Source organism: Streptomyces sp. NBC_00557 (assembly GCF_036345995.1).
Taxonomy (GTDB): Bacteria; Actinomycetota; Actinomycetes; order Streptomycetales; family Streptomycetaceae; genus Streptomyces.
Map to the genome: position 1 here is coordinate 5,494,950 of NZ_CP107796.1, position 17,910 is coordinate 5,512,859.

Consider the following 17,910-nt stretch of genomic DNA (forward strand, 5'->3'; position numbering starts at 1 on the left):
CGTATGACGATCAGGTATCCGCGCCCGCTGCGCCCCGGTGACCGTATAGGTGTGACCTCCCCGTCCAGCGGGGTGGCCGAGAAGATGCGCGCCCGCCTCGACGTGGCGCTCCGCGACCTCGAGCAGCGCGGATACGAGGTGGTCGTCGGCCGGTGCATGGACGGCTCGACGCACGTCAGCGCCCCGGCCGCCGACCGCGCCGCCGAGCTGACCGCGATGCTGACCGACCCGGCGATCCGGGCGGTGGTGCCCCCGTGGGGCGGCGAGACCGCGATCGACCTGCTCCCGCTGCTCGACTTCGAGGCGATCGGACGGGCCGAGCCGACCTGGGTCGTCGGCTACTCGGACATGTCCACGATCCTCACCCCGCTGACCCTGCTCACCGGGGTCGCGACCGTCCACGGCAACAACCTGATGGAGACCCCCTACCGGACGCCCGAGGGCCTCATGTCCTGGCTCGACATCGTCACGGCCCCGCAGGGCGAGCCGCTCACGCAGGAGCCGCCCGGCCGGTACCGGACCGCTCGCTTCGACGACTTCGTCGGACACCCGGAGGTCCGCGACTTCACCCTCGACGCCGAGGGCGGCTGGACCCGGCTGGACGGCGACGGGGACGTGGACGTCGAGGGCCGGCTGATCGGCGGCTGCGTCGAGACCGTCGGTCCCCTGGCCGGCACCCCGTACCTCGACACCTCCCGGTTCGCCGGGGACGAGCCGCTGCTCGTGTACGTCGAGGCCTGCGAGGACAACGCCTTCACCATCTGCCGCCAGCTGCACGGCATGCGGCTCGCCGGGTTCTTCGACCGGGCCGCCGCCGTTCTCGTCGGCCGCACCCACGCCCCCGACAGCCCCACCCTCACCCAGCACGAGGCCGTCCTGGACGCGCTCGGCCCGCTCGGGGTTCCGGTCGTCGCCGGCGTCGAGTGCGGGCATGTCGCGCCGTACCTTCCCCTGGTCAACGGCGCGCGCGGCCGTGTGGTGCACACGGCCGCGCGGAGCGGGATCGTTCAGACCCTGGACTGACCCCGGCGCAGGCCCAGTCCGACCAGGACGGCGGCGGCGAGGACCACGCCCGCGTCCAGGGCGAGGACCGTGTGGACGCCGCTCAGCAGGTCGCCGGAGGTGGTGGCCAGCACACCCAGCAGCGGGATGCCGACCGTGATGCCGACCTGCTGGGTGGAGGTCACCAGCCCGGTGGCGAGGCCCTGCTCCTCGTCGGGGACGCCCGAGGTGACGGTCAGGCCGTACGAGATGATCGCGCCCAGGTGGCACATGCTGGCCAGGGACACGGCGGCCGTGGCGAGCCACACCGACCAGGTGTGGGCGTTCAGCAGGAGCAGCGTCGCGATCAGCGCGCCCTGGCCGGTCAGCGAGCCGACCAGGGTGCGGCGGGCGCCGAAGCGGCCGATCACCTTCGGGGCGAGGGTGCCGGCGACCGCCGACAGCACGCCCTGGACGCCGAAGACCAGGCCCGTCTCGAAGGCCGACAGGCGCAGGATCTCCTGCAGGTACAGGGTCAGCACGAAGACCACCGTCGACATCATCGAGAAGGTCACCAGGCCGCCCACGTTGCCCCAGGCCACCGTGCGGCGGCGCAGCATCGGCAGCGAGACCAGCGGGGCGGCCGTACGGGACTCGACGACCGTGAACGCGGCCAGCAGGAGCAGACCGGCGACCAGGGTGGTGACGACGTCGGCGCGGGCGAAGCCGTGGTCCGCGGCCGTGGACAGGGCGTAGATCAGGGACAGCAGGCCGGCGGTCACGGTGACCGCGCCGGGCACGTCCAGGCGCGGCCGCTCCGGGGTGCGCGACTCCGGCAGCAGGCCCGGCGCCAGCGGCAGCACGATCAGCGCGAACACCGACAGCAGGGCCATCGTGGAGCGCCAGCCGAACGCGTCCGTCAGCACACCGCCCGCGACCATGCCGACGGTGAAGCCCAGCGACAGCAGCGTGCCGGAGATGCCGAGGGCACGGTCGCGGGCCGGGCCCTCGGGGAAGGTGGTGGTCAGCAGGGACATGCCGGTCGGGACGATCGCCGCCGCGCCGAGGCCCTGCAGGGCGCGTCCGGTGAGGAAGGACGCCGGGTCCCAGGCCAGGGTGGCCAGCAGCGAGGCCGCCCCGAACAGGGCCAGGCCGGCCAGGAACAGCTTCCGGCGGCCGAACAGGTCGCCGATGCGGCCGAAGAGCAGCAGGAACCCGCCGGAGGGCAGCGCGAACGCGGTGACCCCCCACTGCAGGGCCGAGCGGCTCATGCCGAGGTCGGCGCCGAGTTCGGGCAGCGCCACGTTCAGCACGGAGAAGTCCAGCGCGACCATGAACTGGGCGGCGCACAGGACGAACAGGACGAGCTTGTCACGCGTCGACAACCGGGGTGGCCGGGGTGTGCCGAGCGTCGTGCCCGTGGAGGTCGGGGTGGTCGGGGTGGTGGTGTCGATCGCCATGCGTCGAGCTTCGGGCGCCCGGAATACCGGTGGGGAGTCGGAACTTATGGTGGTGGTGGCACCACCAGACACGGGGACCGTCACGACGGGGGAGGAGCGGCACGTGCCCGCTGCCGAGGCGACACGGAGTCAACGACGCGAGGAACTGCGCGAGTTCCTGATCAGCCGGCGGGCCCGGGTCAGCCCCGAGGAGGCCGGACTGCCCATGGGCGGCGGCCGGCGCCGCACGCCCGGACTGCGCCGGGAGGAGGTCGCCGTGCTGGCCGGGGTGGGCGCCTCCTGGTACCAGTGGCTGGAGCAGGGCCGGGAGATCTCCGTCTCCCCGCAGGTGCTGGACGCCGTCGCGCGGGTGCTGCGGCTGAGCGACGCCGAGCGCCGGCATCTGTACCTGCTGGCCGGAATGAACCCGCCGGCGCCCGAAGTGGCCCCGGACAAGCGGGACATGTGCGACGGGCTGCGGCGGCTGATCGACACGTGGATGCCGTATCCGGCGCACATCATGGACCTGTACTACAACTGCGTGATGTACAACGACGCGGCCGCGATCGTGCTCGGCATGCGGCCGGACATCACGCAGAACTGCCTCGTCGACTTCTTCACCGACCCGCTGTACCGTGCGCGCAGCCACAGCTGGGAGCGGAACGCGCGCACGGTCGTGGCGCAGTTCCGGGCGGCGTGTGCGGCGCGGCCGGACGACGAGGGGTTCCAGGCGGTGCTCGCGGAGGTGAGCGAGGCCAGCGCCGAGTTCCGGGAGATGTGGGCCGAGCGGGACATCGAGGACCAGGGGCAGATCCGCAAGGAACTGGAGCATCCGCTGGCCGGGCTGCTGGTGGTGGAGTCGACGGTGCTGAAGGTGCCGGCCCGGCCCGATCTGATGATCGTGCTGCACACTCCGCTGGACGAGGCGGACACCGCGGAGAAGCTGGAGTGGCTGGCGTCTCCGGAGGGACGGCGGGGCGCGATGTATCCCGTGGCGGGGTGACGTGCACCTCGTGACCGGGTGACGCGACCCCGTGACGGGGCGACGCGACCCCGTGACGGGGCGATGCGACCCCGTGGCGGGGGCGGCGGAGCGGTGCTTCGTATGCTCGGGGCATGACCGAGAGCAACGCGCTTGATCCCGAGGACCGCAAGATCGTGACCCTGGCCCGTTCCGCGCGGGTCCGCAACGGGGTGCCGGAGGGGGCGGCCGTACGGGACGACACCGGGCGCACCTATGTCGCCGGGACGGTGTCGCTGCGCTCGCTGGAGCTGAGCGCGCTGCGGACCGCCGTGGCCATGGCGGTGGCGTCCGGGGCCGCGTCGCTGGAGGCGGCGGCGCTGGTGACGGAGGCGGAGTCCGTGCCGGCGGAGGACCTGGCCGCGGTCGCCGACCTCGGCGGAGCGGGGACGCCGGTGCTGCTGGCCGGGCCGGACGGAGCGGTACGGGCGACCGTCTCCGCCGGCTGAGGTGAGGCGGCGCCGACCGCGAACGCCCACTTCATCACGCTGCCGTGGCCGCTCGTGGCGCCGGCGTTCCCCGCGGGCGCGGCGTCACGGCGTGCCGTGGGTCAGAGCGCGTCGGGGCCGCGTTCGCCGGTCCGCACGCGGACCACCGTCTCCACGGGCACGGCCCACACCTTCCCGTCCCCGATCTTCCCCGTCCGCGCGGCGTCCACGATCGCGTCGATCACGGCGTCGGCGTCCGCGTCCTCCACCACGACCTCGATCCGGACCTTCGGCACCAGGTCGACGCGGTACTCGGCGCCCCGGTACACCTCGGTGTGGCCGCGCTGCCTGCCGTAGCCGCTCGCCTCCGTCACGGTCAGGCCCTGCACGCCCAGCTCCTGCAGGGCGGTCTTGACCTCGTCCAGACGGTACGGCTTGACGATCGCGGTGATGAGCTTCATGCCTGGCTCTTGACCTTCTGGGCGGTGGAGAGGACGGACGAGCTGACCGGGGCGCCGTGGCCCAGGACCCCGTGATCGTAAGCCGTCTCGGCGTGCACCGTAAGGTCGAGGCCGGTGTGTTCCTGCTCCTCGCTCGCCCTGAGGCCCATCGCCTTGTCGAGCAGCTTGCCGACGCCGAACGTCACCGCGAAGGCGTACCCGGCGACGGCCGCGACGGCGAGGAGCTGCTTGCCGAGCGGGGCGAGCCCGCCGCCGTAGAACAGGCCCTGCGCACCGCCGGTCATCGCCTTCTCGGCGAACAGGCCGATCAGCAGGGTGCCGATGATCCCGCCGACCAGGTGGACGCCCACGACGTCCAGCGAGTCGTCGTAGTTCAGCCTGAACTTCCAGCTCACCGCGTAGCTGCAGACGACACCGGCGGCCAGGCCGACGACGAGGGCGCCGAGCAGGGAGACCGTGCCGCAGGAGGGCGTGATCGCGACCAGGCCGGCCACCGCGCCGGAGGCGGCGCCGAGCGTCGTCGGGTGGCCGTCCCTCTTCTGCTCGACGAAGAGCCAGCCGAGCAGGCCGGTGCAGCCGGCGGCCAGGGTGTTGAGGAAGGCGGCCGCGGCGAGGCCGTTCGCGCCGAGCGCGCTGCCCGCGTTGAAGCCGAACCAGCCGAACCAGAGCAGACCGGCGCCGAGGATCACCATGGGCAGGTTGTGCGGGCGCATGGCGTCCTTCTTGAAGCCCAGGCGCGGGCCGATGACCAGGCACAGGGCGAGACCGGAGGCGCCGGAGGTGATCTCGACGGGCAGGCCGCCCGCGAAGTCCAGCGCGCCGAGCCCGCTCGCGATCCAGCCGCCGGGGCCCCACACCCAGTGGGTCACCGGAACGTATACGAGCAGTGTCCAGACCGGCACGAAGACCAGCCAGGCCGCGAATTTCGTCCGGTCCGCGACCGCGCCGCTGATCAGCGCGGCCGTGATGATCGCGAAGGTCAGCTGGAAGGTGGCGAAGAGCAGGGTGGGGACCGTGCCGTGCACGCTGCCGGGGCCGAGGTGCGCCATCCCGGCCTCCCGCAGACCGCCGATCAGCCCGCCGAACGCGTCGTCGCCGAAGGCGAGGGAGTAGCCGGCCGCCAGCCACACCACCGTGACCAGGGCGATCGACACGAAGCTCATCATCAGCATGTTGAGGACGCTCTTCGTGCGGACCATGCCGCCGTAGAACAGGGCCAGGCCGGGGGTCATCAGCAGGACGAGGGCGGTCGCGGCGAGCAGCCAGGCGGTGTCGCCGGTGTTCACGTGCGCGGCGGCGAGGGTCACGGGCGTCTCCAACGGGTGTGCGGGCTCGTCAGAGGGTCACCGGTGAGCGTTTCCGGTTGCGTACGGGTGTGTTTCCGTGACGTTTCATTGCCTGAGGGTTACCGAAACCTCACAGCCTGGTGCGGCCCGGGAGACGGGGGCCGTACGGTACGGGGCGGCCCTGTGGATCAGGGACAATGAACGGCATGAGCGTTCGCACCCCGTCATCCGAACAGCCGGCCGAGACCGTCCACCGCGCCGGCTTCGCCTGCTTCGTGGGCCGCCCCAACGCGGGCAAGTCCACCCTCACGAACGCTCTGGTCGGGCAGAAGGTGGCGATCACGTCCAACCGGCCGCAGACCACCCGGCACACCGTACGCGGCATCGTGCACCGCCCCGACGCCCAGCTGATCCTGGTCGACACCCCGGGCCTGCACAAGCCGCGCACGCTGCTCGGCGAGCGGCTGAACGACGTGGTGCGCACGACGTGGGCCGAGGTCGACGTGATCGGCTTCTGCCTGCCCGCCGACCAGAAGATCGGTCCCGGCGACCGCTTCATCGCCAAGGAACTCGCCGGGATCAAGAAGACGCCGAAGGTCGCGATCGTCACCAAGACCGACCTGGTGGACCCGAAGGCCCTCGCCGAGCAGCTGATCGCCGTCGACCAGCTCGGCAAGGAGCTGGGCATCGAGTGGGCGGAGATCGTCCCGGTGTCGGCGGTCGGTGCCAAGCAGGTGGACCTGCTGGCCGACCTCCTGATCCCGCTTCTGCCCGAGGGACCGGCGCTGTACCCGGAGGGCGACCTCACGGACGAGCCCGAGCAGGTGATGGTGGCCGAGCTGATCCGCGAGGCCGCGCTGGAGGGCGTGCGCGACGAGCTGCCGCACTCCATCGCCGTGGTCGTGGAGGAGATGCTCCCGCGCGAGGACCGCCCCGCCGACCGGCCGCTGCTGGACATCCACGCCAACGTCTACATCGAGCGCCCCAGCCAGAAGGGCATCATCATCGGCCCCAAGGGCAAGCGCCTGAAGGAGGTCGGCATCAAGTCCCGCAAACACATCGAGGCTCTCCTCGGTACACCGGTCTTCCTGGACCTCCACGTCAAGGTCGCCAAGGACTGGCAGCGGGACCCGAAGCAGCTGCGGAGGCTGGGTTTCTGAGTGCTCGGTTCCCGGCCGGCCGGCTTCTGAGGCGCTTTCCGGGGGCGGGCGCAGGCCGGGTCAGTGGCCGGCGGCGGCCCGAGGTGTCATGTCCTGCGTGCCCACCACCCTGAGCAGCTCCAGGCGCTCGTAGGACTCCGTGCCCGGGCGGGCGGTGTGGAGGACGAGGTGGTGGCGGTGGTCGTCGGACAGCAGGATCTCGCAGTCGAGTTCCAGCAGTCCCACCACCGGGTGCCGGAACCGCTTGGTCGAGCCGCGCCGCACCGCCACCTCGTGGGTGTCCCACAGCCGGCTGAACTCCTCGCTCGCGGCGCGGAGTTCGGCGACCAGGGCGGTCGGCTCCGGGTCGTCGGGCCGTGCGGCGGCCACCGCGCGGAGGTTCGCCACGTGCCCGCGCGCGTGTTCCGGCCAGTCCTCCGGCGGGAAGATCTCGCGCGCCGCCGGGTCCAGGAAGAAGCGGCGGACCATGTTGCGCTCACGCACCGGGCGGGCCAGCACGTCTCCCGACAGCGCCCGCGACAGCGCGTTCTGCGCCAGCACCTCCCCGCAGTCCGTCACCACCAGCGCCGGCGCGTCGTACAGCCGGTCCAGGACCAGCAGCAGACCGGGCCGGACATGGGCCGACGCCCGGTCGCGGCGCGGCGGCTCCTCGCCCGCCAGATGGAAGAGGTGGTCGCGTTCGTCGTCGGTCAGGCGCAGCGCCCGGGCCAGCGCCGTGAGCATCTGCCGCGACGGGCGCGGACCCCGGCGCTGTTCCAGCCGCGTGTAGTAGTCGACCGACATCCCGGCCAGCGACGCCACCTCCTCCCGCCGCAGACCGGCGGTGCGGCGGCGGGCGCCGGGGGGCAGGCCCACGTCGGCGGGGTCCAGGCGGGCACGGCCACGGCGCAGGAAGTCGGCGAGTTCGGCTCGGTTCACCTCTTCAGGGTGGGGCAGCGGGCCGGGCTTATCCAGGGAGTGCCGGTCCCCTGATCGGGAGGTCTCTCCCGGCCCCGGCGGCGCCGTCCGACAGTGGTGGCACCGGATTCGAGGGGAGCAGGACATGCTGACACTGGTGACGGGCGCCACGGGACAGGTGGGCCGGAGGTTCGTGCCGAGGCTGCTGGCCCAGCGGCGGCCGGGGGAGCAGGTGCGGGTGCTGGTGCGGGACGCGGCGCGCGGCGAGGCGTTCGCGGCGCTGGGCGCCCAGGTCGTCGTCGGCGACCTGCGGGACGAGGAGGCGCTCGGCAAGGCCGTGGCCGGCGCGGACGCCGTCGTGAACGTCGCCGCCTCCTTCCGCGGGGTCCCCGACGAGGAGGCGTGGGCCGTGAACCGGGACGCGGCCGTGGCCCTGGGCCGGGCCGCGCTCACCGCGGGCGTACGGCGGTTCGTGCAGGTCAGCACCGGGCTCGTGTACGGCGTCGGACGCGGCCGCCCGCTGACCGAGGACGACGAGACCCGGCCCGGCGGCGCGATGTGGGGCGCCTATCCCGAGTCCAAGGCGGCGGCCGAACGGGAACTGCTCGCGCTCGAGGGCATGGAGGTGCGCGTGGGCCGGCTGCCGTTCGTGTACGGCGACGGCGACCCGCACCTCGCCCAGTCCCTGCGCTGGGCCGTGCACTGGGCGTCCACCCAGCGGCTGCACATGGGCCACCACGCCGACGTCGCCCAGGGGCTGCTGCGCCTGCTGCACGCCCCGGCGGTGAACGGCCCGGTCCACAACATCGCCGACGACGCCCCCGTCACGGCGGTCGAACTGCTCCGGCTCAACGGCGTCGAGGTGCCCGCCGACATGCACACCCGTACCGATCCCGACCCGTGGCTCGGCATCATGTCCACCGAGAAGATCCGCCGGGACCTGGGCTTCCGCCCCTTCTACCCGACGGTCTGGGCGGCCCGCGACGCGGGGGTGCTGTGAGTCCGCCTCACTCCACCCCCCGTATCCGCCCCACCAGCAGCGCCCCCGCCAGCCCGATCACCGCCGAGACCAGGTACAGGACCCGGTAGCCGCCCAGGTACGTGACGACCGGCGCGGCCAGCGCGGGGGCGGCCACCTGGGGCAGGGCGTTGGCCACGTTGACGACGCCCAGGTCCTTGCCCCGGTCCAGCGCCTTGGGCAGCACGTCCGTCATCAGCGCGAAGTCGACGGAGGTGAACACCCCGAAGCCGACGCCCAGCACCGCCGCCGCCACGATCGCGCCCGGCCAGGTCTGCCAGCCGGCCAGCGCCGCCGTCGCCACCGCCATCAGCACGCCCGACCAGACGACGAACGGCTTGCGCCGCCCCACCCGGTCCGACCACACCCCGCCCGCCACGACGGTCGCCATCAGCGTCAGGCTGTTGACGGCCGTCAGGACCAGCACGCCCTGGCCCGGGTCGGGGCGGTGCAGGCGGTCGCGGAGGTAGTACAGGAGGTACAGCAGGACGAGCGAGTTGCTGAGGTTGATCAGGAACCGGGTCAGCCAGGCCCAGCCGAGGTCGGGATGGCGGCGCGGGCTCAGCCAGAAACCCGCGAGGAAGCTCCGCCAGGACCAGGGCGGGCGGTCCCGCGGCAGCAGCCGCAGGTCGTCGTGGCACAGCACGTACGGCAGCACGCCCGCCACCGCGCACCCCGCGCACAGCGCATACCCGGCACCGATCCCGCCGGCCGCGGTCGCGAGGCCGGTGCCGCCGACCACGCCCAGGATCTGCGCCGCCCCCAGCCAGCCGCCCACCGCGCCCCGCTGGAGCCGGGGCACCCGGTCCGGCACGGCCGCCGTCACCGCCGCGAACGCCGCGTTCAGCGTCAGCTGCACCAGGCACCAGCCCACCGCCATGGACCACACCCCGCCCGCCCGCGCGAGCAGCAGCAGGGACAGCGCGCCGCCGGCCGCCCCGGCCACGATCCAGGGCGTACGGCGGCCGGGCCGGGCCGTCGTACGGTCGGACAGGGCGCCGAAGACCGGGTTGGCGAGCAGGGAGACCACCGCGCCGGCGCCGGTCACCCAGGCCAGCAGGGTCTCCTTGGACATCCCGGAGCCGGGCGCGAGGTCCTTCGCCTGGGAGGCGAGCAGGATCTGCAGCGGGCCGAACCAGCCGACCCAGATGGCCCCGTTGGCCAGCGACAGCGCGGCCGTCCAGCCCCGGCCGACCGGCTCGATCGGTTCGGCCAGCGCGGCCGGGGGCCGGACCGCGGTCATCTCTGCGCCCGGAGCACGTCCCGGAACCAGTGGTAGGAGGCCTTCGGAGTGCGCTCCAGCGTCTCGTAGTCCACGTGCACCAGGCCGAAGCGGCGCGCATAGCCCTCGGCCCACTCGAAGTTGTCCATCAGGGACCACACGAAGTAGCCGCGCACGTCCACGCCGGCCTCCAGCGCGGTGTGCAGGGCGCGCAGGTGCGCGTCCAGGTAGGCGATGCGGTCCTGGTCGTCGAGGCCGTCGTAGGAGCAGCCGTTCTCGGTGATGACGATCGGCGGGAGCCGGTCGCCGTACCGGTCCCGGAAGCCGCACAGCAGCTCGGTGAGGCCCTCCGGGACGACCGGCCAGCCGAAGTCGGTCACCGGGCGGCCCTCGATCTCCCGGACGGAGAAGGGCAGTTCGGCGGGGAGCGCCAGACCGCCGTACTCGCCGTCGGTGCCGCCGGGCGCGCCCACCCGGGTCGGGGCGTAGTAGTTGATCCCGTACCAGTCGACGGGCTCGCCGATGACCTTCAGGTCGGCCGCGACGTCGCCGGGCATCAGCTCTCCCGTCCCGTCCGGGTAGGCGCCGAGGATGACCGGCTCGGCGAACAGGCGGTTGAGCAGGAGGTCGTAGAAGCCGGCCGCCTCCACGTCGGCCGGTTCGGCGGAGGCGGGCCAGGTGGGGCCGTGCGAGTTGGCGATGCCGATGCCGCCGGCGCCGGCCGCGCGCAGCGCCCGTACCGCGAGGCCGTGGGCGAGGAGCTGGTGGTGGGCGACGGGGAGCGCGTCGAACAGCAGCCGCTTGCCGGGGGCGTGGGCGCCGATGGCGTGGCCGAGGAGGGTGTGCTCGGCGGGTTCGTTGAGGGTGATCCACTGGTGCACCCGGTCGCCGAGCCGTTCGGCGACGGCCGTCACGTGGTCGGCGAAAAGCGCCGCCGTGTCCCGCCGAAGCCAGTCCAGACCGGCGGGCAGGTCCCAGTGGAAGAGGGTGGGCACGGGCCGTACCCCCGCCGCGCACAGCTCGTCGACCAGGCGGTCGTAGAAGTCCAGCCCGCCGGGGGACTCGACCCGGGGCCAGGAGACGGAGAACCGGTAGGCGTCCACGCCCAGTCCGGCGAGCAGGGCCACGTCCTCCCGGTACCGGTGGTAGTGGTCGCAGGCCACCGCCGCCGTCGACCCGTCCTTCACCCGCCCCGGCTCTGCCGTGAACACGTCCCACACGGACGCCCCGCGCTCCTCGACGGCCCCCTCGATCTGATGCGCCGAGGTCGCCACCCCCCACAGAAACCCGTCCGGAAAGCGCGGCACCGGAGACCGCGGACCGCCTGCGTCAGTCGCCATGGCGGGATCATCCGTACCCCCGGTAACAGAAGTCAACGCCCCGTCGGGACCCGGCGCTTACGCCCCCTCCTTCAACACCCGCGACACCAGCTCCCGTTCGTCGTCCGTGAGACGGGGATCGGCGGCGTGGACCGTGTGGTCGTCCACGGTGATCTCGTAGTGGAAGCCGTCGGGGACGCCGGTGGGGCGGGTGGGCTGGCCGGACGCGAGGACGCGTTCGGCCAGGGTGTGCCACTGCTGGGCGTCGGGGCGGCCCGCGGTGTCCAGCTCGGCCTGGCGCTCGATGCCCGCGAAGCCGCCCGTGCGCCGTACTCGGATACGCATGGGGACTGTCTAGTACGGAACTACAGCGTCCGCACCCCGACCTGTTCCCACGCCTTCTGCACGGCCTGGAGCTCGTCGCCGGTGCCGTACCGCTCCCGCGCCGCCTTCACCGTCAGTGTGGCGAAGTCGGCGAACACCGCGTCGCTCTTCAGCTCGCCGCCGGTGAGGACGTCGTACCAGATCTGCCCGGCCCGGTCCCAGGCGTGGCCGCCGATGGCCGTGGCGACCAGGTAGAAGGCGTGGTTGGGGATGCCGGAGTTGATGTGCACGCCGCCGTTGTCGCGGCCGGTGCGGACGTAGTGCTCCATGGTCGCCGGCTGCGGGTCCTTGCCGAGCCTCGGGTCGTCGTACGCGGTGCCCGGGGCCTTCATCGAGCGCAGCGCGGTGCCGTGGACGTGCGGGGCGAGCAGCCCGGCGCCGATCAGCCAGTCGGCCTCGGCGGCGGTCTGGCCGAGGGTGTACTGCTTGATCAGGGAGCCGAAGACGTCGGAGACCGACTCGTTGAGCGCGCCGGACTGGCCGAAGTACTCCAGGTTCGCGGTGTGCTGCGTGACGCCGTGGGTCAGCTCGTGGCCGATGACGTCGACCGGGATGGTGAAGTCGAGGAAGATCTCGTTGTCGCCGTCGCCGAACACCATCTGCTCGCCGTTCCAGAAGGCGTTGTCGTACGACTCCCCGAAGTGCACGGTGGCGTTCAGCGGGAGGCCCTCGCCGTCGATGGAGCGGCGGCCGTAGGCCTTCAGGTACAGCTCGAAGGTGGCGCCGAGGCCCGCGTAGGCGCGGTTGACGGTGGCGTCCGGGCCCGCCTCGGAGCCCTCCGCGCGGACCTCGGTGCCGGGCAGGTCCTGGGTGTGGTGCGCGTCGTAGATCGTGCGGTGCGGCTGGTCCGCCGCGGCGCCCGCGGGCGCCGCGGCGGTGGGCGCGCCGACGACCGTGGTCAGCCGGCGCTTGGTGCGCTGGTAGGCGTCGTGCTCCAGGGACCGGCGGGCCGGGCCGGAGAGCGCGGGGTCGTCGGCTTGCGCGAGCTTGTCGAGGATGTGCGGCGGCACGATCGTGCAGAAGACGGGCTCGAAGCCCCCGTTGGTCGTCATGCCCGGCACCATTGCACTGCGTGACCCTGATGTCACTAGCGGCCACCATGATTGGTGAAATAGCGGGACAGGAGTCGCCACGCTCCGTGACGATGTGATACGACGCATGTGGTATGGCGCACGATTTATCCATGTTCTTATCGGTTTGTAGGTGCGGTCCCGCATACTGGGACACGCCCCCGCGTCCTGGGTGGCTCGGCTAGGCTGCTGCGCATCATGCGTTTCGGGCTGCTTCTCCTTAGCTGCCGCGGCGAGGGCCTGTAGACAAAGGCCGACTCCCTCCCCGCGGAGCTTGGTGTTGCGTCGTCGGCCGTCCACCAGGACATCCGGACCTCCGGAACTCCCCAAGGAGCCCACGCGATCATGGCCAACCGCCAGCAGCCCAGCCCCATGCCGATCCACAAGTACGGCCGCTACGAGCAGGTGGACATCCCGGACCGCACCTGGCCGGACAAGCGGATCACCGTAGCCCCGCGCTGGCTCTCCACCGACCTGCGCGACGGCAACCAGGCCCTGATCGACCCGATGTCGCCCGAGCGCAAGCGCCGGATGTTCGACCAGCTGGTCAAGATGGGCTACAAGGAGATCGAGGTCGGCTTCCCGGCCTCCGGCCAGACCGACTTCGACTTCGTGCGCTCGATCATCGAGGAAGAGGGCGCGATCCCGGACGACGTCACGATCTCCGTGCTGACCCAGGCCCGCGAGGACCTGATCGAGCGGACCGTGGAGTCGCTGAAGGGCGCCAAGCGCGCCACCGTGCATCTCTACAACGCCACCGCGCCCGTCTTCCGCCGGGTCGTCTTCCGCGGCTCCAAGGACGACATCAAGCAGATCGCCGTCGACGGCACCCGCCTGGTGGTGGAGTACGCCGAGAAACTGCTGGGCCCCGAGACCGAGTTCGGCTACCAGTACTCGCCGGAGATCTTCACCGACACCGAGCTGGACTTCGCCCTGGAGGTCTGCGAGGCGGTCATGGACGTCTGGCAGCCCGGCCCGGACCGCGAGATCATCCTCAACCTGCCCGCCACCGTGGAGCGTTCCACCCCGTCCACGCACGCGGACCGGTTCGAGTGGATGCACCGCAACCTGTCCCGCCGCGAGTACGTCTGCCTGTCCGTCCACCCGCACAACGACCGCGGCACGGCCGTGGCGGCGGCCGAGCTGGCCCTGATGGCCGGCGCCGACCGCGTCGAGGGCTGCCTGTTCGGCCAGGGCGAGCGCACCGGCAACGTCGACCTGGTCACCCTGGGCATGAACCTGTTCTCGCAGGGCGTCGACCCGCAGATCGACTTCTCCGACATCGACGAGATCCGCCGCGTGTGGGAGTACTGCAACCAGATGGAGGTCCACCCGCGCCACCCGTACGTGGGCGACCTGGTCTACACGTCCTTCTCCGGCTCCCACCAGGACGCCATCAAGAAGGGCTTCGACGCCATGGAGGCCGACGCCAAGGCCAAGGGCGTCACCGTCGACGACCTCGAGTGGGCCGTGCCGTACCTGCCCATCGACCCCAAGGACGTCGGCCGCTCCTACGAGGCCGTCATCCGCGTCAACTCGCAGTCCGGCAAGGGCGGTATCTCCTACGTCCTGAAGAACGACCACAAGCTGGACCTGCCGCGCCGGATGCAGATCGAGTTCTCGAAGATCATCCAGGCGAAGACGGACGCCGAGGGCGGCGAGATCACGCCGAAGGAGATCTGGGCGGTCTTCCAGGACGAGTACCTGCCGAACCCGGACAACCCGTGGGGCCGCATCCAGGTCAGGACGGGCCAGTCGACCACCGACACCGACGGCGTGGACACGCTGACCGTCGAGGCGACCGTCGACGGCGAGGACACCGTCCTGACCGGCTCCGGCAACGGTCCGATCTCGGCCTTCTTCGACGCCCTGCAGTCCATCGGCATCGACGTACGCCTGCTGGACTACCAGGAGCACACGATGAGCGAGGGCGCCTCCGCGCAGGCCGCCTCCTACATCGAGTGCGCCATCGACGGCAAGGTCCTGTGGGGCATCGGCATCGACGCGAACACGACGCGTGCGTCGCTGAAGGCGGTCGTCTCCGCCGTCAACCGCGCGGCGCGCTAGCCCCGCGCCCCTTGGGGTGCGGTTCCGCCCCGAGCCGCAAGGTCCCGTCCGCCGTTCCCGGCGGGCGGGACCCGCCCGTTTTCGGCCAGCGGACCGTGATGGTCACGGAAAGGTCTCTTACGGGGTACTGACTCAGCCTCGGTGGTGTGGCTAACATCACGCCAGCGCCGCGATGTTGCGGCGTCGTTACGGAGGTGCGACGTGCTGCCAGTACGGGGACGAGACGGCCGTGCCGCCAGGGCTGCGCGCATCCTGCGCATCCGCACCGCGTGGACACCCGTCGGGGACGGCGAGTTCTACTGCCCCGGCTGCGGCGGCGACCGCAACTACCAGCGGCTCACCGGACGCCGCAGGCTCACCCTGCTGGGCGTGCCCCTGCTGCCGCGCGGCACCGCCGGACCGGTCGTGGAGTGCGCCGCCTGCGGGCACCACTACGGCACCGACGTCCTCGACCACCCCACCACGCGCCGCTTCTCCGCGATGCTCCGCGACGCCGTGCACACCGTCGCCCTCGCCGTGCTCGCGGCGGGCGGCACCTCCTCCCGTACGGCCCTGGAGACGGCCGCCGGCACCGTGCGCGCCGCCGGTTTCGACGGCTGCACCGAGGAACAGCTGGCCGCGCTCGTCGAGGCCCTCGCCGCCGACACCGGCCGGGTACTCGGCGCGGAGTGCGGCACCAGCCTGACGATAGAGCTGCACGAGGCCCTGGACCCGCTCGCCCCGCACCTCGCCCCGGCCGGCCGCGAGTCCCTGCTCCTCCAGGGCGCCCGCATCGCCCTCGCCGACGGACCGTACACACCGGCGGAACGGGACGCCCTCACCACGGTCGGGGCGGCGCTGACCATCTGCGCCGACGACGTGACACGGCTGCTGGCAGCGGCGCGCACGCCCTCCTGACCCCCGCCGCCAGGAGCCTCGGCGGCCCTCCCTCACCCGGGTCCGGGCGGACGACATGCGCCGGCGAGGCAGGGCACCCGGCCGTCGGCCCCGCCCGCGCCGCGCGCGCCGACGTGATCGCCGGTTACGAGTCCGGGCCGGTGGTTGCGGGGAACATGGGCGGGTGACACCGAGAAGCCGCCTCCTGCTCACCGCCCTCGTGCTCCTCACCTCGCTCACCGTCCGCCCGCCGGCGGCGGCCTTCGCCGAGCCGCGCACCGGCTGCGCCGGGTCCATGCCGTACGTCTCCGGCCGCGGCGGCTACGCCGTCTATCGCATCCCCGCCCTGGTGCGCACCCGGCACGGCACCCTCCTGGCCTTCGCCGAAGGGCGGCGCAGCGGCCCCGCGGACACCGGCGCCATCGACGTCGTGCTGCGCCGCTCCACCGACGGCGGCTGCACCTGGGGTCCGCTGACCGTGGTGGCCGCCGGGCACGGCGACACCCGGGGCAACCCGGCACCGGTCGTGGACCCGCGCACCGGCGCCGTCGTCCTGGTGACCTGCTCCCACAGCGGCAGGCTGACGGAGGAGCAGATCCGGCGCGGTGCGGGGGAGCGCCGGGTGTTCGTGCAGCGCAGCCGGGACGACGGCCGGCACTTCACACCGCCCGTGGACATCACGGCGTCGGTGAAGCGGCCCGGCTGGACCTGGTACGCCACCGGCCCCGGCCATGCCGTCGCCCTCACCCGGGGCCCGCACTCCCCCACAGGGAGTGCCCCCGTCCGGCTGCTGGTCCCCGCCGACCACTCCGGCTCCGGCTCCCCGTCCGACGGCGGCCACGCCCTCTACAGCGACGACGGCGGCCGCACCTGGCACCTCGGTTTCGTGACCGAGCCGCACGGCGGCGCGATCCGCCCCAACGAGACGACCGCCGCCCAACTCCCCGACGGGCGCGTCTACTTCAACGCCCGCGACCAGTACGGCAGCGCGCCGGGCAACCGCCTCGACACCTACTCCTCCGACGGCGGCGCCACCCTCGACCGGCCCTACGCCGTCCAGCCCACCCTGAACGCCGTCCCGGTCGTCCAGGGCAGCCTCCTCCAGCTCCGCGGCCGCAGCGCCCCGCTGCTCTTCTCGGCCCCCTCCGCGCCGACCGCCCGCCGCGCCCTCGCGATCTGGTCGAGCACGGACGCCGGCCGCACCTTCACCAGGCTGCTCACCCTCTCGGACCGCCCGGCCGCCTACTCCGACCTGGTCCAACTGGACCCCCGCACGATCGGCGTCCTGTACGAGACGGGGAGCGTGCGCCCGTACGACACCCTGGAGTTCCGCAGTCTGGCCGTGCCGGAGGGCTAGAGGAGCCCCGCCGCCGCCAGGAACTTCCCCACCCGCTCCACCTCGTCCCCGGACAGCGGCACCTGCGGCTCCGCCGTGACCGCGCAGTCGATGACCCCCCGCAGGTGCAGCGCCGCCTTGAACGCGCCCAGCGCCGACGAGCTGCCGCCCATCCGGGCCGGATCCCCGACCGCGACCATCCCGAACAGCGCGCACAGCCGCTCCTGCTCGGCCCGCGCGCCCTCGAAGTCGCCGGCGCGGCACAGCCGGTACAGCCGCACGTACCCGTGCGGGTCGACGTTGGCCAGGCCCGGCACCGCCCCGTCGGCGCCCAGCGTCAGCGCCGAGTCCACGACCAGCTCCGAGCCGGTGAGCGCGCTGAACCCGGGGTGCGCGCGGGCGCCGGTGACGATCTCGCGGAAGGCGCCCAGGTCGCCGCTGGAGTCCTTGATCCCGGCCAGCACCCGGTCGGCGGCCAGGCCCAGCACCACCTCGGCGGGCAGCTTGGTGTGCACGGCGACGGGGATGTCGTACGCGATGACCGGCACGTCGGACGCGGCGGCGATCCGGCGGTAGTGGTGGATGATCTCGGAGCGGTGGGTGCGGGCGTAGAACGGGGCCGTGACGACCACCGCCTCCGCTCCGGCCGCCGTCACCGCCGCGACGTGCTCCAGCACCCGCGGTGTCGTCATGTCGATGGCGCCGGCGAGGACCGGCAGCTGACCGCCGACATGGGCCACCACCGCCTCCACCACCTGCCGGCGCTGCCGGTCCGTGAGGAACGCGGCCTCGGACGTCGACCCGAGCAGGAACAGCCCGTGCACCCCGCCCTCCACCAGATGGCCGACCAGCCTGAGCAGCGAGGGCACGTCCACCTCGCGGTCCGGCGTCAGGGGCGTGCAGACGGGCGGGACGACACCGGTCAGCGGGGCGGGGAAGGGCATG

The 17,910-nt window shown here is 72.8% G+C and carries 17 protein-coding genes; 8 read left to right on the forward strand and 9 right to left on the reverse strand.

Features of this window, described 5'->3' with window-relative positions; all coding sequences use genetic code 11:
- Positions 1 to 3: 3 nt before the first annotated feature.
- A complete protein-coding gene (locus tag OG956_RS23985) occupies positions 4 to 1,023 on the forward strand; it encodes a S66 family peptidase (protein ID WP_330340042.1) in 1,020 nt (339 codons plus the stop codon).
- Here the strand turns inward: OG956_RS23985 and OG956_RS23990 are convergent.
- A complete protein-coding gene (locus tag OG956_RS23990) occupies positions 1,008 to 2,441 on the reverse strand; it encodes an MFS transporter (RefSeq protein ID WP_330340043.1) in 1,434 nt (477 codons plus the stop codon). The two genes, OG956_RS23985 and OG956_RS23990, sit on opposite strands and share 16 nt — an antisense overlap.
- A gap of 46 nt (positions 2,442 to 2,487) precedes the next feature.
- Between OG956_RS23990 and OG956_RS23995 the strand changes: the two genes are divergently transcribed.
- Together OG956_RS23995 and OG956_RS24000 are read left to right on the forward strand one after the other, a co-directional pair.
- Entirely contained in the window at positions 2,488 to 3,423 is a 936-nt protein-coding gene (locus OG956_RS23995; protein WP_443065599.1) for a helix-turn-helix transcriptional regulator, read from the forward strand.
- A 113-nt stretch (positions 3,424 to 3,536) separates the two neighbouring features.
- Positions 3,537 to 3,890: a cytidine deaminase gene (locus tag OG956_RS24000; protein ID WP_330340045.1), complete on the forward strand. Its 354-nt coding sequence runs from the start codon at positions 3,537 to 3,539 to the stop codon at positions 3,888 to 3,890.
- Positions 3,891 to 3,991: 101 nt separating this feature from the next.
- Here OG956_RS24000 and OG956_RS24005 read toward each other — a convergent pair whose 3' ends face one another.
- Both OG956_RS24005 and OG956_RS24010 read right to left on the reverse strand, forming a co-directional pair.
- Positions 3,992 to 4,330: a P-II family nitrogen regulator gene (locus OG956_RS24005; RefSeq protein ID WP_330340046.1), complete on the reverse strand. Its 339-nt coding sequence runs from the start codon at positions 4,328 to 4,330 to the stop codon at positions 3,992 to 3,994.
- Positions 4,327 to 5,637 (reverse strand): ammonium transporter, encoded by a 1,311-nt coding sequence (locus OG956_RS24010; protein WP_330340047.1) that lies wholly within the window; start codon positions 5,635 to 5,637, stop codon positions 4,327 to 4,329. The genes OG956_RS24005 and OG956_RS24010 overlap by 4 nt, the downstream gene beginning before the upstream one ends.
- A 185-nt stretch (positions 5,638 to 5,822) precedes the next feature.
- Here OG956_RS24010 and era point away from each other — a divergent pair, with 185 nt between their 5' ends.
- Positions 5,823 to 6,776 carry a GTPase Era gene (gene era / locus OG956_RS24015; RefSeq protein WP_330340048.1) on the forward strand — a complete coding sequence of 318 codons (954 nt, stop codon included), beginning with the start codon at positions 5,823 to 5,825 and terminating at the stop codon, positions 6,774 to 6,776.
- Positions 6,777 to 6,836: 60 nt separating this feature from the next.
- Here the strand turns inward: era and OG956_RS24020 are convergent, their stop codons facing one another.
- The gene (locus tag OG956_RS24020) at positions 6,837 to 7,694 is read right to left on the reverse strand and encodes a helix-turn-helix transcriptional regulator (RefSeq protein ID WP_330340049.1); all 858 of its coding nucleotides are present in this window, start codon (positions 7,692 to 7,694) and stop codon (positions 6,837 to 6,839) included.
- 124 nt (positions 7,695 to 7,818) lie between these two features.
- Between OG956_RS24020 and OG956_RS24025 the strand changes: the two genes are divergently transcribed.
- Positions 7,819 to 8,673, forward strand: coding sequence for an NAD-dependent epimerase/dehydratase family protein (locus OG956_RS24025; RefSeq protein WP_330340050.1), 855 nt, complete (start codon positions 7,819 to 7,821; stop codon positions 8,671 to 8,673).
- 7 nt (positions 8,674 to 8,680) lie between these two features.
- On the opposite strand, the gene OG956_RS24030 is transcribed toward OG956_RS24025, so the two are convergent.
- From OG956_RS24030 to OG956_RS24045, 4 genes are read right to left on the reverse strand one after another with little or no spacing between them, the layout of a single operon-like run.
- Entirely contained in the window at positions 8,681 to 9,934 is a 1,254-nt protein-coding gene (locus OG956_RS24030) for an MFS transporter (RefSeq protein ID WP_330340051.1), read from the reverse strand.
- Positions 9,931 to 11,253 (reverse strand): GH1 family beta-glucosidase, encoded by a 1,323-nt coding sequence (locus OG956_RS24035; RefSeq protein ID WP_330340052.1) that lies wholly within the window; start codon positions 11,251 to 11,253, stop codon positions 9,931 to 9,933. The genes OG956_RS24030 and OG956_RS24035 overlap by 4 nt, the downstream gene beginning before the upstream one ends.
- 57 nt (positions 11,254 to 11,310) lie before the next feature.
- Complete coding sequence (locus OG956_RS24040; protein WP_330340053.1) at positions 11,311 to 11,577, reverse strand: protealysin inhibitor emfourin; 267 nt, start codon at positions 11,575 to 11,577, stop codon at positions 11,311 to 11,313.
- 20 nt (positions 11,578 to 11,597) lie between these two features.
- Positions 11,598 to 12,668 (reverse strand): M4 family metallopeptidase, encoded by a 1,071-nt coding sequence (locus tag OG956_RS24045; protein ID WP_330340054.1) that lies wholly within the window; start codon positions 12,666 to 12,668, stop codon positions 11,598 to 11,600.
- Between the two features lie 363 nt (positions 12,669 to 13,031).
- On the opposite strand from OG956_RS24045, the gene leuA reads away from it, so the two are divergent.
- The 3 genes from leuA to OG956_RS24060 all read left to right on the forward strand — a co-directional run bounded on the left by leuA (position 13,032) and on the right by OG956_RS24060 (position 16,986).
- Positions 13,032 to 14,753, forward strand: coding sequence for a 2-isopropylmalate synthase (leuA, locus tag OG956_RS24050; RefSeq protein ID WP_330340055.1), 1,722 nt, complete (start codon positions 13,032 to 13,034; stop codon positions 14,751 to 14,753).
- Between the two features lie 201 nt (positions 14,754 to 14,954).
- On the forward strand, positions 14,955 to 15,650 hold the full coding sequence (locus OG956_RS24055; protein ID WP_330340056.1) for a TerB family tellurite resistance protein: 696 nt from the start codon (positions 14,955 to 14,957) through the stop codon (positions 15,648 to 15,650).
- Positions 15,651 to 15,813: 163 nt separating this feature from the next.
- Positions 15,814 to 16,986, forward strand: coding sequence for a sialidase family protein (locus OG956_RS24060; RefSeq protein WP_330340057.1), 1,173 nt, complete (start codon positions 15,814 to 15,816; stop codon positions 16,984 to 16,986).
- Here the strand turns inward: OG956_RS24060 and OG956_RS24065 are convergent.
- Positions 16,983 to 17,909, reverse strand: a complete 927-nt coding sequence (locus OG956_RS24065) for a dihydrodipicolinate synthase family protein (protein WP_330340058.1) — start codon at positions 17,907 to 17,909, stop codon at positions 16,983 to 16,985. The genes OG956_RS24060 and OG956_RS24065 overlap by 4 nt on opposite strands.
- Between the last annotated feature and the right edge of the window lies 1 nt (position 17,910).

What these genes read in the sequence shown, in the direction of transcription:
- OG956_RS24065 (WP_330340058.1), bottom strand. Translation starts at nt 17,909, where the DNA reads ATGCCCTTCCCCGCCCCGCTGACCGGTGTCGTCCCGCCCGTCTGCACG.
- OG956_RS24030 (WP_330340051.1), bottom strand. Translation starts at nt 9,934, where the DNA reads ATGACCGCGGTCCGGCCCCCGGCCGCGCTGGCCGAACCGATCGAGCCG.
- era (WP_330340048.1), top strand. Translation starts at nt 5,823, where the DNA reads ATGAGCGTTCGCACCCCGTCATCCGAACAGCCGGCCGAGACCGTCCAC.
- OG956_RS24045 (WP_330340054.1), bottom strand. Translation starts at nt 12,668, where the DNA reads ATGACGACCAACGGGGGCTTCGAGCCCGTCTTCTGCACGATCGTGCCG.
- OG956_RS24000 (WP_330340045.1), top strand. Translation starts at nt 3,537, where the DNA reads ATGACCGAGAGCAACGCGCTTGATCCCGAGGACCGCAAGATCGTGACC.
- OG956_RS24035 (WP_330340052.1), bottom strand. Translation starts at nt 11,253, where the DNA reads ATGGCGACTGACGCAGGCGGTCCGCGGTCTCCGGTGCCGCGCTTTCCG.
- OG956_RS23990 (WP_330340043.1), bottom strand. Translation starts at nt 2,441, where the DNA reads ATGGCGATCGACACCACCACCCCGACCACCCCGACCTCCACGGGCACG.
- OG956_RS24005 (WP_330340046.1), bottom strand. Translation starts at nt 4,330, where the DNA reads ATGAAGCTCATCACCGCGATCGTCAAGCCGTACCGTCTGGACGAGGTC.
- OG956_RS23985 (WP_330340042.1), top strand. Translation starts at nt 4, where the DNA reads ATGACGATCAGGTATCCGCGCCCGCTGCGCCCCGGTGACCGTATAGGT.
- leuA (WP_330340055.1), top strand. Translation starts at nt 13,032, where the DNA reads ATGGCCAACCGCCAGCAGCCCAGCCCCATGCCGATCCACAAGTACGGC.
- OG956_RS23995 (WP_443065599.1), top strand. Translation starts at nt 2,488, where the DNA reads ATGGTGGTGGTGGCACCACCAGACACGGGGACCGTCACGACGGGGGAG.
- OG956_RS24040 (WP_330340053.1), bottom strand. Translation starts at nt 11,577, where the DNA reads ATGCGTATCCGAGTACGGCGCACGGGCGGCTTCGCGGGCATCGAGCGC.
- OG956_RS24025 (WP_330340050.1), top strand. Translation starts at nt 7,819, where the DNA reads ATGCTGACACTGGTGACGGGCGCCACGGGACAGGTGGGCCGGAGGTTC.